This window comes from Pelomonas parva (assembly GCF_043555835.1).
In the GTDB taxonomy this organism is placed as follows: Bacteria; Pseudomonadota; Gammaproteobacteria; order Burkholderiales; family Burkholderiaceae_C; genus Pelomonas; species Pelomonas parva.
On record NZ_JBIGHV010000012.1, the window covers coordinates 103,009 to 117,343 of the forward strand.

Below are 14,335 nucleotides of genomic sequence, written 5' to 3' on the forward strand. Positions count from 1 at the left end.
GTTGGCGTGTGGTCAGTGGGGTTGAACCGTTTGCGTGAGAGTTTGAGAGGCGCCGCCCTCGCCGTCGCTACCCGTTTGGGTAGAGGCGTGACTTGGGCAAACCCTGGCCCCCGCTGCCTCCGCAGGCGGTGTCGGCAGGCGCAGCACGGCACTGCGCCACAGCAGGCCCACGAGCTGGGCCTGGCGGGATGTGTGGGTCTTGGCGAGCAGGTGCTTGACGTGCATCTGCACGGTGTTGGCGCGCAGGCCCCAGGCTTGCGCCAGCTCGGCGGCGCTGGCGCCGGCGGCCAAGCCCACGGCCACGCGGGCCTCGGTGGCGGTGAACTCGAAGGCTTGTTGCAGCCCGGCTTCGTCGAGGTGGAACTGGTCGGGATCTGCCAGCCAGACGACGGCATGCATGGCGCCGGTGCCGGGTTCGTGATGGCGTGACAGGCGCAGCGTCAGCGGCGCGGCGCCGACCCGCTGCATGCTCAGTGCGCGCTCGCGGCGGCCGGCGCTACCGGGTTCGCAGACCCAGCGCAGGGCGTCCCGCAGTGGCTTGGGGTCGGGATGCTGGCGCAGCCGGCCGCAGCTCAGCGTCAGGCTGCACGGATTGGCGTGGATGATGCGGCAGGCCGATGCGGTATAGGCCAGCACCTGTTGGTCGGCGTCCAGCCGGAGCTTGGCGACCGGCGGCAGTCCCGGCAGCTCGGGCAGCAACTGGGGCTGTTGGGCGGGTGCGGTGGGGGTGGGCACGGCTTGGCTGGGGAACGGTCGGTGTTCCCTCCAAGACGGCGGCCCTGCAAAAACGTCAGTACGGGTCGCCAAACTTGATGGCTGGCGCGCCGCATCACCTTCAAGGGCTGCGCTCGATCAGGTTGAAGGCGGCCCAGAAGTAGGGGTGGCTGTCCGTCTGCTGGCCCTGTGCCGCACGCAGCGCCGCGCCGTAGTCGCCTGGGCGCGCGGCCAGGGCCTGGTAGAAGCGGCGCATGAAGGGCGCGGTGGTGCGGTCGTCCACGCGCCAGAGGCTGGCCAGCACGCGCTCGGCACCGCGCGCCATCCAGCTGGCCGCCAGGCCGTCCAGCTCGACCCCGTCCGCCCCCAGCACCGGCACGCCACTCTGGCAGGCCGACAGCACGACCAGGCGCTGCGGCGCCATGGCGGGCAGCGTGCGCAGGCGGGCCAGGCTGAGTGCCTGCCCGTCGCCCAGCAGCAGCGCCGAGCGCGTGACGTTGCCGGGGCGCAGGATGAAGTGCGTGCCGATGTGCAGCAGGTTGCCGCCCGCCGGGCTGATGTCGCTGAGGCTCTTCTCGGTGAAGAACTGGTTCAGGTCGGCCTGGCCGCCGATGGGGCCGCTGCCCTGCATGGCTGCGGCTGATGGGAGGCAGCCCGGCGCCGGCTCGCTCAGGCCACGCACCGGGCCGCTGACGATGCCGCACAGCTCCTCGCCCACGCCGGGCAGGGCGGGCATGCCGGCGGCCGCCTGGCTCAGGCCCAGCGCGAGCAGGCGGGTCGGCGCGCCGGCGGGCGCGCTGGCCAAGCGGGGCCCAACCGGGGCAACCAGCGCGAGCTGGTATTTCTGCGCCAGGTAGCGCTGGCCGTCATGCAGGGCGCCAAAGGGCAGGTAGCGCAGGCCGCCGTCCAGCCAGAGCTGGATGCGCGTCGCCCCCTGGCGGCGGGCGGCGGCGTCGAGCGCGGCGCCCAGCTGGGCGTAGAGCGCCTGGGCCTGGGGCCGCACCTCGGCGCGGCGCTGGATGGCGTCGAGAAACGCGGCAATCGCCTGGTGCACGGCGGCGCGGCTGAGCGGCAGGCGATCCAGGCGCTGGCTGTGCGGGCCCAGTGTCAGCACGCTCAACTGCTGCTCGCCCAGCACCAGGTGGGCGTGCATGACGTGGGCTTGGGTGGGGCGGGGCAGGGCCATTGGGGCGGCGCGCGCGGTGGTGGTGGGCGGGGTCGCCGTGAGCAACTGCGCCAGCGCCTGTTGCAGGGCCGCAAGGCGGGTGGCTTCGCTTTGCCGCCAGGCCGCCAGTTCGGCCTTCTCGCTGGCGCTGAGGCGGTCGGCCGATTGCAGGCGGCGCAGGCGCGCCTGTTCGGGCGTGGCCGCGCTGGCTTGCGCCTGCACAAAGCGCGTCAGGTCGGCCAGCCGTGCTTGCTCGCCCGGCGTCAGGCTCAGTTCACCGAGCGAGGCGGTGCCGGCCCGTTCCAGAAAGTCGTCCTGCTCGCCCAGCTTCAGCAGTTGCAGCACCTGCAGGCCCTCGGCCAGGCGCTGTTCGTGCAGCAGCCAGGCGGCCAGGCGTCGGTACAGCTCCTGCTTGTTCTGCATGAAGCCGCTGTCGGCGGCGGCTGCGCCGCTGCCCAGCGGCGCCAGGCCGGCGCGCATCTGCTGCAGCGTCAGCACGGCCTGCTTGGCGTAGACGATGGCGTCGGCCCGGCGGCCCTGGGTGGCTTCGCCCTGGGCCAGTTCGTCCAGCGCCTGCCATTGCAGGTTGGGCAAGGTGCTGGCGTAGGCGGCCGCCAGTGCCCGGGTGGCGCGGCTGCGGGCCAGCGGCGCCTGGCCGGCCAGGCGGGCGTCGCGCGCCAGCGCCAGGGCGACGTCGGCCTCGGTGTCGGGTGACAGCGGCGGCTGTGCGGGCGACAGGCCCAGCCACGGGGCCAGGGCCGCGCACTGCGCCGGGTTGAGTTGGCAGCGCTTGGCCTGGGTGCCCAGGCGCAGGTCGTGCTCGGGCGGGTAGATCTTGCTCATCAGCTCGGCGGCGTCGGCCAGGGCCTGCTCGCTGCCGGCCAGGTCTTGCGTGGCGGCCAGCACGCTGGCCTGCAGCAGCAGCCAGTGCAGGCGCTGCCCGGCGGGGTTGCCGGCGCGCGCCAGCTCCAGGCGGGCCAGCTCCAGCTCGGCCTGTGCCGCTTGCGCGTCGCCCAGCACCACCAGCGCGCGGCCGTAGCCGAGGTGGAGGGCCAGGCTGGTCTGCTGGTCGGCACTCTGGCCGCTCTGCTTCAGCAGGGCCAGGGCACGCCGCGAGGTCTGCACGGACGCGCCCCAGTCGCCCAGGGCTTGCTGGGCAGACGCCATGCGCCGCAGTGAGCGCGCCGCACGGGGGCTGCCTGCCTCGGGGCTTTGGGCGATGCGGGTGGCGGCGGCCTGGGCGGCCTGCAGCGCCTCGGCGGGCTTGCCGCGTGCCAGGCAGAGGGAGGCGTAGTTCTCGTAGATGCCGGCCATCTGGTGGAAGGGGTCGGGGTCGTCGGCGCGCGGCAGGCTCAGGGCCTGCTGGTAGATCGCGTCGGCCTCTTCGAAGCGGGCCTTGAAGGTCAGCATCGCGGCCACGCCCTGCAGCGCGCCGGCCAGGCGCAGCCGGTCGTCGGGCAGGCGGGCGCGGCGCAGGGCCACCTCCTGCTCCGCCAGGCTCAGCACCTCGTCGCGGCGGCCCAGTGCCTGGGCATTGACGGTCAGGCCGCGCAGCACGAACGCTTGCTGGGCGGCCAGGTCGTCCCGGCCTTGCAGGGCCTGGTGCAGGGCGCGCAGCTCCTGCTCGGCGGCGTCGTAGCGGCGCAACTGATTCAAGTAGATGCCGTGGTTGATCCGCTCGGTCCAGCGCATGCGCGGGTCGATCGCGTCGCTGGCGGCGGGGTCGGCCTGCTGGGCGGCCAGCGCCTTGTCGGACCAGGCCAGCGCGGCATCGAACTCGTCGCGCTGGTTGTGAACCGTGGCCAGCAGGCCGGCCACTTGCCCTGCGGGGGCGAACAGGGGCGGCGTCTGCGCCAGCAGCTGGCGGTAGAGGTCGGGGCCCAGCGCCAGCACCGGCGCCGGCTGGCGCAGCGCCAGCAGGCTGGCCAGCACGCCGGCCTGGGCTTGCTGGGCCACCCGGGACCCGGGGCCGTGCTCCGCCGCCGCACGGTCGCGGAGCTGGCAGGCCAGTGCCAAGCTGGCGGGGTCGGCGCGGTCTTGCAGGTCGAGCAGCCGGGCCTGAGCCGCTGCCGGGTCCAGGCCGGCCGGCATGGGCTCCAGCGCCGGCGGGCACAGCGCGGCGAGTGTGGTGGGCTGGGCGGCGGCGGGGCTGGCCAGCACGGTCAGCAGCGACAGGAGGGCGGGAGTCCACAGGTTCATCGTTTGATCTGGCGCAACTTGAATTCGGCCGGAAGCATCCCACGTGCGGCTCCATCCAAGGAGTACTGCTCATGCGTGCCGACAAGTTCACCACCCGTTTCCAGGAGGCGCTGGCTGACGCCCAGAGTCTGGCCATCGCCCGTGACAACCCCTACATCGAGCCCGCCCACGTGCTGGCGGCCATGCTGGCCCAGGACGACGGCCCGCGGGCGCTGCTGGAGCGTGCCGGCGTCAAGGCGCCGGCGCTGAAGACGGCGCTGGACGGCTTGATCGCCGGCCTGCCCCAGGTCAGCGGTTCGGGCCAGACGGTGCAGGCGGGGCGCGATCTCGTCTCGCTGCTGCAGGCGGCCGAGAAGGAGGCCGGCAAGCGCGGCGACCAGTTCATCGCCAGCGAGATGTTCCTGCTGGCGCTGGCCGACGCCAAGACCGACCTGGCCGGCGTCGTGCGCGGCCATGGCCTCACGCGCAAGGCGCTGGAGGCGGCCATCCTGGCGGTGCGCGGCGGGCAGAGCGTGGACTCCGCCGAGGCCGAGGGCCAGCGCGAGGCACTCAAGAAATACACGCTGGACCTGACCGAGCGCGCCCGCCTGGGCAAGCTGGACCCGGTCATCGGCCGCGATGAAGAGATCCGCCGGACCATCCAGGTGCTGCAGCGGCGCAGCAAGAACAACCCGGTGCTGATCGGCGAGCCGGGCGTGGGCAAGACGGCCATCGTCGAGGGCCTGGCGCAGCGCATCATCAACGACGAGGTGCCGGACAGCCTCAAGGGCAAGCGCGTGCTGGTGCTGGACATGGCGCTGCTGCTGGCCGGCGCCAAGTACCGCGGCGACTTCGAGGAGCGCCTCAAGGGCGTGCTGAAGGAGGTCAGCCAGGATGCGGGCCAGACCATCCTCTTCATCGACGAGATCCACACGATGGTGGGCGCCGGCAAGTCCGAAGGCTCCATCGACGCCGGCAACATGCTCAAGCCGGCCCTGGCACGGGGCGAGCTGCACTGCATCGGCGCGACGACGCTGAACGAGTACCGCAAGTACGTCGAGAAGGACGCGGCGCTGGAGCGGCGCTTCCAGAAGGTGCTGGTGGACGAGCCCAGCGTGGAGGCCACCATCGCCATCCTGCGCGGCCTGCAGGAGAAGTACGAGGTGCATCATGGCGTGGAGATCACCGACCCCGCCATCATTGCTGCGGCCGAGCTGAGCCACCGCTACATCACCGACCGCTTCCTGCCCGACAAGGCCATCGACCTCATCGACGAGGCGGCGGCCAAGATCAAGATCGAGATCGACTCCAAGCCCGAGGCGATGGACCGGCTGGACCGCCGCATGATCCAGCTCAAGATCGAGCGCGAGGCGGTGCGCAAGGAGAAGGACGAGGGCTCGGTGAAGCGCTTCGGCCTGATCGAGGACGAGCTGCTGAAGCTGCAGCGCGAGTACGAGGACCTCGAAGAAATCTGGACGGCCGAGAAGGCCCAGGCCCAGGGCTCGGCGCATGTCAAGGAAGAGATCGACCGCATCAAGCAGCAGATCGAGGAACTCAAGCGCAAGGGCGACTTCAACAAGCTTGCCGAGCTGCAGTACGACCGCCTGCCCAAGCTGGAAAAGCAGCTCAACGAGGCGCAGGACAAGGAAGCCAGCAGCAAGGGCAAGGGCTCGGCCCGGCCGCGCCTGCTGCGCACCCAGGTCGGTGCCGAAGAAATCGCCGAAGTCGTCGCACGGTCCACCGGCATCCCGGTCTCCAAGCTGATGCAGGGTGAGCGCGAGAAGCTGTTGCAGATGGAGGGCAAGCTGCACGAGCGCGTGGTGGGCCAGGCCGAGGCCATCCAGGCCGTTTCCGACGCGATCCGCCGCTCACGTGCCGGGCTGTCCGACCCGAACCGGCCGCTGGGCAGCTTCCTGTTCCTCGGCCCCACGGGCGTGGGCAAGACGGAGCTGTGCAAGGCGCTCGCCGGCTTCCTGTTCGACAGCGAAGACCACATGGTGCGCATCGACATGAGCGAGTTCATGGAGAAGCATTCGGTCAGCCGCCTGATCGGCGCGCCGCCCGGCTATGTCGGCTACGAGGAAGGCGGCACGCTGACCGAAGCCGTGCGCCGCAAGCCCTATTCCGTGCTGTTGCTCGACGAGGTCGAGAAGGCCCACCCGGACGTGTTCAACGTGCTGCTGCAGGTGCTGGACGATGGCCGCCTGACCGACGGCCAGGGCCGCACGGTGGACTTCAAGAACACCGTCATCGTCATGACTTCCAACCTCGGCTCGCAGCACATCATGGCGCTGTCGGGTGAGAGCGACGAGGTCATCCGCGAGGCCGTGTGGGGCGAGGTCAAGGCGCACTTCCGGCCCGAGTTCCTGAACCGCATCGACGAGACCGTCATCTTCCACGCGCTCGGCGCCGACCACATCAAGTCCATCGCCCGCATCCAGCTGTGCCTGCTTGGGACGCGCCTGGAGAAGCTGGAGATGAAGCTGGACATCAGCGAGGCGGCGCTGGACGAGTTGGCCAAGGTCGGCTTCGACCCGGTGTTCGGCGCACGGCCTCTGAAGCGGGCCATTCAGCAGCGGGTGGAGAACCCGCTGTCCAAGCTGATCCTGGAGGGCAAGTTCGGCCCGAAGGATGTGATCCCGGTGGACGTGGAGGGTGGCGAGTTCTCGTTCGGGCGGGTCGTGCACTGACGACGCACCCGCCACCCGTGAAACGTGGGTATTTGGGCCGCGCGCCGGGCCGCTCCCAAGCCGGCCCGTGTGGCGATGTGCGAGCGGGGCACGCCCCGCGAGCATCGCCGTCCCCTCGGGGGCTGAGGCCGGACACGGCAAGTCCTGAGGACTTGTCGTGCCTGCCGAAGAGCAGCCGCTCCGTCGGCTGCGCGGTCTGCAAGACCGGCCAGACTCGCTCGCGTGCAGCGAAGCGAGGCTGGACGAGGGGTCATATTGTGGTCGGCGTGCCCTCGAGGGTCTTGTCCATCTCGACCCGGTTGCGGCCAGCTTCCTTGGCGCGGTAGAGGGCTTCGTCGGCACGCTTGAGGGCGTCTGCCGTCGAGCCGCCCGGCGGGGCAAGTGCGACGCCGAAGCTGGCCGTCACGGCGATGCGATGGCCCGAGACGGTGATCTCGCTCTCCTCGATGCGGTCACACAGCTTCTGGGCCAGCCGCGTGGCCTCGCGCAGGCGCGTGCCCTGGCCGGCGATCAGGAATTCCTCACCACCCCAGCGACCGAAGACATCGCTGGCCCGCAGGTTCGCGGCGACCACCGCCGCAACCCGGCGCAGCACCTCGTCGCCGCAGTCGTGGCCATGGCGGTCGTTGATGTGCTTGAAGTGGTCGATGTCCAGCGTGACCAGCGTCATGCCCCGGGCCGAGTCCTCGAAGTCCTCCAGCGACTGCTCCAGGCCGCGGCGGTTCAGCACGCCGGTCAGTTCGTCGATCGTGGCCAGGCGGCGCAGCTTTTCCTGCTCCACGCGCAGCTGGCGGGTGCGTGCCGTCAGCGCATCGATCTCGCGCTGCTGGCGCAGGTGGCTGCGCCGCAGCTGGGCCCAGCCGTTCAGCACCATCAACAGCGCGCCGAACATCCATGCGCACAGGATGCCGAGGTAGACCTTGTCCCGTTTGACCCAGTGGCCCTTCAACGTGACGCGCCGCAGCTGGAGCTCGTGTTCCTCGCCGGCCTGTACCACGGGCAGGTCAATGGACAGGGCGGTCACGTTCTCGAAACCCGGCCGGTTGTATTCGCGGGCGAGGTTGTACTGGCCGACCCACCATTCCGGCACGGTCAGCTCGCTCAACTCCAGCTCCACGGGCCGCTGGATGTCGCGCGGCCTCAGGTTGATGGAGTGAAAGCGCGAGCTGTTGTTGTCCTCCGCCTTGGAAAAGCGCGGATCGAAATTGCGCAGCGCCACCCGCACGAACGCCGAGGGCCCCTTGTAGGCCAGGTCCAGTTCCATGGTGTCGAAACCGCTCAGGTCCCGGCCGAGGCTGGGGTCGGCGCCGTTGAGCACGTAGGTGAGACCACAGCCCAGGTAGTTCGCTGCCGCCGTGGCGTAGTGGCAGCGCAGGTGCTTGTCTTTGACATTCACCCATTTCACGGCCGCATTGGCCTGGTTGCCGTCGGAGGTGTTCAGGTAAGGGCCGTTGGCAAGGCCCGGCGCGGTCAGCTCCAGCGTTCGGGCGGGCAGGAACTCGACGCTCGCCACGGCCGCCAGCGTGAGCGCGATGCCGGCGATGAGCAGCTTGGGGTTGCTGAGTTCGTAGCGCACGCGGCTGGCCTCTTTCGTTGTGCCGGGCACTTTAAGCTTGACGAGTGGCGGTGTCATGGGCATCTGTCACGGCAGGCGTCGCCGCGACGGCCTCACCACCGGGAGCGGTGGTCCTCGGTCACGCCCAGCAAGTCGGTGACGGCCTTGCCGTTCACCATGCCGTTGAAGCAGCCGATGGGCTGCACGTAGCGGCTGGCGGCGAAGCCGAGGTGCTTGTCGGCGTCCCGCGCGCCCTCGGGTGTGAAGACGAGGTCGAGCAGGCCATCGTCGGTGGCGACCCGCCATGGCGACAGGGGGCGGGTGGCGTCGAAATCGAACTGCGCGGCGCCCAGCGCAATGGGCTGGCCGTCCAGCCACAGCACGTTCTCCTGGCCACCGAAATAGCCCTGCTGCAGGTTGAAGCCGATGCCGGGACGGTGGGCACTGGCCCAGCGCCAGGCGGTGTCGCGGGCCAGCAGGCCGTTGGAGGCGTCGACGGCAGCCCAGGCGGTGTCGAGATCGAAGCTTCGGCCGCCCGCCTCGGCCCAGCCGCGCACGGGCAGGGCGCTGGTCTTCTGCGTCGCGTGGGCCAGGCCGCCGGCGATGGGGCCGATGGCCAGCAGCGGCGGCGCCATGGCGGCCAGGTCCAGCTCGGCCTTGACGCGCAGCGCGCTCGTGGTGACGTTCAGGTGCAGGCGGTCGCCGGCCTCATGTCGCAGCGACAGCCGCGCGCCGGGGCCGCGGAACCACGCGTGCGCGCCGGCCAGCGGTGCATCGCCCACGTGAGCCTGCAGGCCCGGCAGTCCGTCCTGGCGCCAGTCGGCCAGCAGCCTGCGGCTCTCGCGGTCGAAGAGATAGGCGAAGGCGCTGCTGGCCCAGCCGACATCGACGATGGCCACGCCGATGAAGACGGCAGCGTTGCCCAGGCCGACGTAGTGCCAGCGCTTGTGGTGCAGCCGCCGCCACAGCCAGCCGGGGCGCGGGTCCAGCGCCGACCAGTCCATGCGCGCGATGCGCCCGGCGTAGCGGCCATGCGCGGGCCGGCCGTCGAGAACGACGGTGTCGGGCGCGGGTTTCAGATCGGGAGACATGCGGGTTTTGCCGCCGGGAGGCGGTGCCGGTTTGGCGCCAATATCTCACCATGGACGTGTTGCTCGACCTCTATCAACGCCACTTCGACTGGCGAGACCTGACCCTCGTCATCCTGTCGCCCGTCTTCGGCATCTTCCTCGCACTGGAAGCCTGGCGCTTTCGCAAGACCGGCGTGTTCGACTTCCGCGACACGTTCGACAGCATGAACAGCGGCGGCAGCTATCTGGTGGCCGACCTGGTGTTGCTGGCCATGCTGGTGCTGCCGGCGATGGGCTGGGTCTACGACCACCGGCTCTTCACCATCGACGTGACGGTGTGGCGCTTCCTCGGCCTGTTCCTGCTCGTCGAGTTTCTCTACTACGGCTTCCACCGCGGCAGCCACCGCATCCGCTGGTTCTGGTGCGCGCACGTCGTGCACCACGGGTCCGAGAAGATGAACTTCGGCACGGCGCTGCGGCAGAGCTGGTTCTACCCGGTCGCTGGCAACTGGCTGTTCTACCTGCCGGCCGTGTGGCTGGGCTTCGAGCCGCGCTGGGTGCTGTTCGCGCTGTCGCTGAACCTGGGCTACCAGTTCTTCGTGCACACGACCTGGGTGGGCAGGATGCCGGCCTGGTTCGAGTTCATCTTCAACACGCCCTCCCACCACCGCGCCCACCACGGCCGCAACCCGCAGTACATCGACAAGAACTTCGGCGGCACGCTGATCGTCTTCGACCGGCTGTTCGGCACGTTCGAGCCGGAGCGCGAGCCGGTGGACTACGGCCTGGAGCACCCGTTTCCCACGCACAACCTGTTCTGGCTGAACGCCCACGAGTGGCGCTCGATGTTCCGCGACATGGCGCACGAGAAGACGTGGGGCCTGCGTCTGGCCCACCTGTGGAAGCCGCCGGAGTGGCGGCGGCATTCCAACGGCTTCAGCGAGTAGCGGGCCTCACGGCTTCAGGTGTCGGGCCAGGAAGGCCTCCATGCGCTGCGCATAGTCGACCCGGTTCTGCCACAGGCCGAAGCCGTGGCCCTCCTGGGCATAGGTCACCCAGACGGGATCGTTGCCGGCATCCCGCAGCGCGCGGCGCATGCGCTCGCCGTGGGCCAGCGGCACGCGCTGGTCTTCCTCGCCGAACACCAGCATGACGGGCGCCTTGATCTTCTCCGCCAGGTTCACGGGCGAGTGGGCGGCGATCATCGCGGCGTCCTTCTGCGGGTCGCCGATCATCTTGGGTATGACGTAGGAGCGGGTCAGCTCGGAGGCATCGTCGGACACCCACCAGGAGCCGCGCACCAGCAACTCCAGGTCCGTCACGGCCAGGCCGGCGACGCCGCAGCGGTACAGCGCCGGGTCGTTGGCCAGGCCCATCAGCGCGCTGTAGCCGCCATAGCTGTTGCCGACGATGCAGGCCTTGTCGCTGGCCACGCCTTGCCGCTGTGCCCACTTCAGCGCGTCAGCCACGTCGTTCTGCATGGCCTGGCCCCATTGCTTGAAGCCCGCGCGGTGGTGGGCCTCGCCATAGCCTGTGCTGCCGCGGAACTCGGGCTCGATGACGACGTAGCCGCGCGAGGCGAGAAATTGCGCCTCCGCGTTCCAGCGCCAGAGGTTGCCGCGCAGCCAGGGGCCGCCGTGTACCAGTACGACGGCGGGCAGCGGCCCCTTGGCGTTGGCCGGCCGCGTGATCCACACCGGCAGCGCCAGCCCGTCGCGGGCCGGGATGCGTTGCAGCGACAGTGTGGCCATGTCCTCGGGCTTCAGCTCGGCGCGCGCGCGGCCCACGTGTTGCCAGGCCTTGCCGCCCGCAGGGCTGCTGCGGTGCACCCACCATTCGCCCGGCTCGCGGTCGCTGTAGGAGTGCACCAGCAGCACCATGTCGGGCTGGCCGCAGCGGCGGCAGGTGATGTCGTTGATGCGCCCGGGCAGCGTGCCGTCCACATCGGCCTGGATGGCCTGCATGCGCTCGGTCAGCCAGGCGGTGGACTCGCCCTCGGCCAGCACGCGCACGCCGCGCAGCCGGCCGTCGTCGCCCAGCCGCAGGCCGCCGCGGAAGTCGAAGCCCGGCGTGACGACGAGCGCCTGCTCGGCCGGCGCGCGCTGCTCGAAGTCGTAGCGCGTCAGCACCGCATGGCCCGCGTCGCCGCGCTGTTGCGTCACAAACAGCGTGCCGTTGGCGTCCACGGCATGCACGTCGAAAGGGGCTTCGTCGATGAGGCTTTCCTGCAGCTCCTGCCAGTCGTCGCTGCCGGGCGGGCGCCAGTAGGTGGTCTGGCGCGTGCCCTGCACGGCGATGGCCGCACGCGGCTCGCCGAAGGGGTCTGCCACCCAGTGCACCACGTCCGCAGGCGGCTGCGACACCGCCGGGCGCGTGCGCCCGGTCAGCGTGTCCAGCCACAGCGGCGTCACGGTGCGCTGTTCGTTGAGGGTGATGCGGCCGATCAACACCTCGTTGTTGTCCTTGCCTTCGCGCGGTATCGGCACGTGCAGCAGGCGGTGGTTCCACGACAGCAGCCCGGGGCGGGCCGCGTCATTCACCACCCGGCTGCCGAAGTTGCGCACGAGCTGCACGCGCTGGCTGCCGTCGGCATTGACGGCGTACAGGCCCAGGGCCCCACGGGGGCGGTCGCTGCCGCTTTCGCGGCCCTGCACGCCGAACACCAATCGCGTGTCGTTGACCCAGCGCACCTGGGTGACGTCGCCGTCCTTGAACTGCGCCACCCGTTGCGGCTGGCCACCGGCCAGCACGTCGAACACCAGCAACGAGGGGTGTTTGGTGCCCAGCGCACCGGTCATGGCCAGCCAGCGGCCGGACGGCGACAACTGCACCGCTTGGGTGTCGGCGTCGCGGTAGAACGCCTCGGCGGGCGGGGGCGCGGCCTGCGCACCAGCGGCGCAGAGCAGGAGGCCGGCAACGAGGCCGGCACAGCGGTTGAACAGGGTCAAGGATTTTCTCCGAGGTGCTTGGCCAGGAAGGCCGCCATGCGCTGCGCGAAGTCCACGCGGTTCTTCACGTTGCCGAAGCCGTGGCCCTCGCCGGCGTAGGTCACCCAGACCGGCTCGTTGCCGGCCTCGCGCAGCGCCTTGCGCATGCGGTCGCCATGCGCCATGGGCACGCGGCGGTCGCCCTCGTTGAAGGCCAGCAGCACCGGCGCCTTGATGCGCGCGGCCTGCTTGACTGGCGAGTTGGCGGCCAGCAGCGCGGCGTCCTTGACCGGGTCGCCCACGGCCTCGGGAATGGTGTAGCGGCGGCCGGTGGCGCCGATGTCGTCGCGCACCCACCAGGAGCCGGCGGCGTACAGGTCCAGGTCGGTGACGGCCAGCCAGGCCACGCCACAGCGGTACAGGTCGGGGTCGCGCACCAGGCCCATCAGCGTGCTGTAGCCGCCGTAGCTGGCGCCGGCGATGCAGGCCTTGTCGCTGGCGATGCCTTGCTTTTGCGCCCAGCGCAGCGCGTCGGTCACGTCGTCCTGCATGGCCAGGCCCCATTGCTTGAAGCTGGCGCGGAAGTGCGCGTCGCCATAGCCGGTGCTGCCGCGGAACTCGGGCTCGATGACGACGTAGCCGCGCGAGGCGAGGAACTGCGCGTCGGCATCCCAGCCCCAGGTGCCGCCACGCACCCAGGGGCCGCCGTGCACCAGCACCACTGCCGGCAGTGCGCCCGTCGTGTTGGCGGGCCGCGTGATCCACACCGGCACTTCCAGCCCGTCGCGGGCCTTGATGCGCTGCAGGTCGACGCTGGCCATCTCCTGCGGCTTCACGCCCTCGCGCCTGGCGCCCATGTCCGTCCAGGCCTTCTCGCCGGCGGCGGGCTTGCCCTGGAAGAGGTAGAAGCGGCCGGGGTCGCGGTCGCTGAAGCTGCGCACCATCGCCACCATGTCCGGCGTGCCGCAGCGGCGGCAGCTGACGAGGTTGGCGTTGCCCGGGAACAGCTTGTCCACGCGGTCCTGGAAGACCTTCATCGCCGGGTCGAACCAGGCGATCGTGGGCGCATCCACCAGCAGGTGCACGCCCAGCACGCGGCCGTTGGTCTCGTCGATGACGAGGCCGCCGTCGAAGTCGAAGCCCGGCGTGGCCACCAGCGCCTTCTCCTGCGGGCGCTTGCGCTCGAAGTCGTAGCGCTTGAGCGTCGCCTGGCCGGCGGCGCCTTCATGCTCGCTGACGTACAGGCCGCCGGCGTCGTCCACGGCCTCGATGTTGAAGGGCGACGACAGCAGGTCGCTCTCGTACAGCGGGGTCCAGGTCTTGCTGCCCGGCGCCCGCCACAGCGCAGCCTGCCGGCCTTCCCTGCGCGTGAACACCACGCGCATGTCGCCGCGGCTGTCGGCCATCCAGCCCACCGCGCCCTGGGGTTCGGTGAAGTCCACGTTGCGGGTCAGGCCGGTGCGGGTGTTGAGCCACTTGGGGACCTCGGTGTCGTCGTCGGCGCCGGGCGAGAACTCGGCCACCAGCACCTCGTCGTTGCTGCCGCCGGCGTTCATGCGCGGCACCTTGATCACCCGGTGGTGCCAGTCCAGCAGCCGTTTGTCGCCGCTGCCGTCGCTGATGACCGGCTTCCACTGGCGACGCACGAGCTGACGGAATTTGCTGCCGTCGGCGTTGACGGCGAACAGCCCCGGCGCGCCGCTGTAGCGGGCGCTGCCGTCGAACAAGTCCACAACGCCGTAGACCAGCCGCTCGTCGTCCACCCAGCGGACGTCGTGCACGTCGCCATCCTTGAAGCGCGCCACCGCGTTCAGCTTGCCGCCTTGGTCCAGGTCCATGACCACCAGCGCCACGCGGTCCGTGCCGCGCGATGTCGTGAACGCGAGCTTGCGACCCGAGGGCGACAGCACCACGTCCAGCAACTCGGCATCCTTGTAGAACAGCTCGGCCGGCGGCGGCGCGGCTTGTGCGGCCGCAGCGAGCAAGGTCAGCGCCAGCGCGGCGCGTTGCAGAAATCCAGCCATGGCGGGCCTCGG

General features: G+C 70.6%; 8 protein-coding genes. 2 read left to right on the forward strand and 6 right to left on the reverse strand.

Features of this window, described 5'->3' with window-relative positions; all coding sequences use genetic code 11:
* Window positions 1-12: 12 nt before the first annotated feature.
* On the reverse strand, window positions 13-735 hold the full coding sequence (locus tag ACG00Y_RS25955) for a helix-turn-helix transcriptional regulator (RefSeq protein ID WP_394484033.1): 723 nt from the start codon (window positions 733-735) through the stop codon (window positions 13-15).
* Between the two features lie 100 nt (window positions 736-835).
* Window positions 836-4,078, reverse strand: coding sequence for a CHAT domain-containing tetratricopeptide repeat protein (locus ACG00Y_RS25960; protein ID WP_394484035.1), 3,243 nt, complete (start codon window positions 4,076-4,078; stop codon window positions 836-838).
* 71 nt (window positions 4,079-4,149) lie between these two features.
* Here ACG00Y_RS25960 and clpB point away from each other — a divergent pair, with 71 nt between their 5' ends.
* Window positions 4,150-6,747 carry an ATP-dependent chaperone ClpB gene (gene clpB / locus ACG00Y_RS25965; RefSeq protein WP_394484037.1) on the forward strand — a complete coding sequence of 866 codons (2,598 nt, stop codon included), beginning with the start codon at window positions 4,150-4,152 and terminating at the stop codon, window positions 6,745-6,747.
* A 250-nt stretch (window positions 6,748-6,997) separates the two neighbouring features.
* Here the strand turns inward: clpB and ACG00Y_RS25970 are convergent, their stop codons facing one another.
* Both ACG00Y_RS25970 and ACG00Y_RS25975 read right to left on the reverse strand, forming a co-directional pair.
* Window positions 6,998-8,380: a GGDEF domain-containing protein gene (locus ACG00Y_RS25970; RefSeq protein WP_394484039.1), complete on the reverse strand. Its 1,383-nt coding sequence runs from the start codon at window positions 8,378-8,380 to the stop codon at window positions 6,998-7,000.
* 35 nt (window positions 8,381-8,415) lie between these two features.
* Complete coding sequence (locus ACG00Y_RS25975) at window positions 8,416-9,393, reverse strand: DUF2804 domain-containing protein (protein WP_394484041.1); 978 nt, start codon at window positions 9,391-9,393, stop codon at window positions 8,416-8,418.
* A gap of 50 nt (window positions 9,394-9,443) precedes the next feature.
* On the opposite strand from ACG00Y_RS25975, the gene ACG00Y_RS25980 reads away from it, so the two are divergent.
* Entirely contained in the window at window positions 9,444-10,319 is an 876-nt protein-coding gene (locus ACG00Y_RS25980) for a sterol desaturase family protein (RefSeq protein WP_394484043.1), read from the forward strand.
* 6 nt (window positions 10,320-10,325) lie between these two features.
* On the opposite strand, the gene ACG00Y_RS25985 is transcribed toward ACG00Y_RS25980, so the two are convergent.
* On the reverse strand, window positions 10,326-12,320 hold the full coding sequence (locus tag ACG00Y_RS25985) for an alpha/beta hydrolase family protein (RefSeq protein ID WP_394484045.1): 1,995 nt from the start codon (window positions 12,318-12,320) through the stop codon (window positions 10,326-10,328).
* Window positions 12,317-14,323, reverse strand: a complete 2,007-nt coding sequence (locus tag ACG00Y_RS25990) for a S9 family peptidase (protein WP_394484047.1) — start codon at window positions 14,321-14,323, stop codon at window positions 12,317-12,319. The genes ACG00Y_RS25985 and ACG00Y_RS25990 overlap by 4 nt, the downstream gene beginning before the upstream one ends.
* Window positions 14,324-14,335 lie beyond the last annotated feature (12 nt).

Bases quoted from the DNA above. Each gene is read 5' to 3' on its own strand.
- ACG00Y_RS25960 (WP_394484035.1), bottom strand. From the start codon at position 4,078: ATGAACCTGTGGACTCCCGCCCTCCTGTCGCTGCTGACCGTGCTGGCC.
- clpB (WP_394484037.1), top strand. From the start codon at position 4,150: ATGCGTGCCGACAAGTTCACCACCCGTTTCCAGGAGGCGCTGGCTGAC.
- ACG00Y_RS25970 (WP_394484039.1), bottom strand. From the start codon at position 8,380: ATGACACCGCCACTCGTCAAGCTTAAAGTGCCCGGCACAACGAAAGAG.
- ACG00Y_RS25975 (WP_394484041.1), bottom strand. From the start codon at position 9,393: ATGTCTCCCGATCTGAAACCCGCGCCCGACACCGTCGTTCTCGACGGC.
- ACG00Y_RS25980 (WP_394484043.1), top strand. From the start codon at position 9,444: ATGGACGTGTTGCTCGACCTCTATCAACGCCACTTCGACTGGCGAGAC.
- ACG00Y_RS25990 (WP_394484047.1), bottom strand. From the start codon at position 14,323: ATGGCTGGATTTCTGCAACGCGCCGCGCTGGCGCTGACCTTGCTCGCT.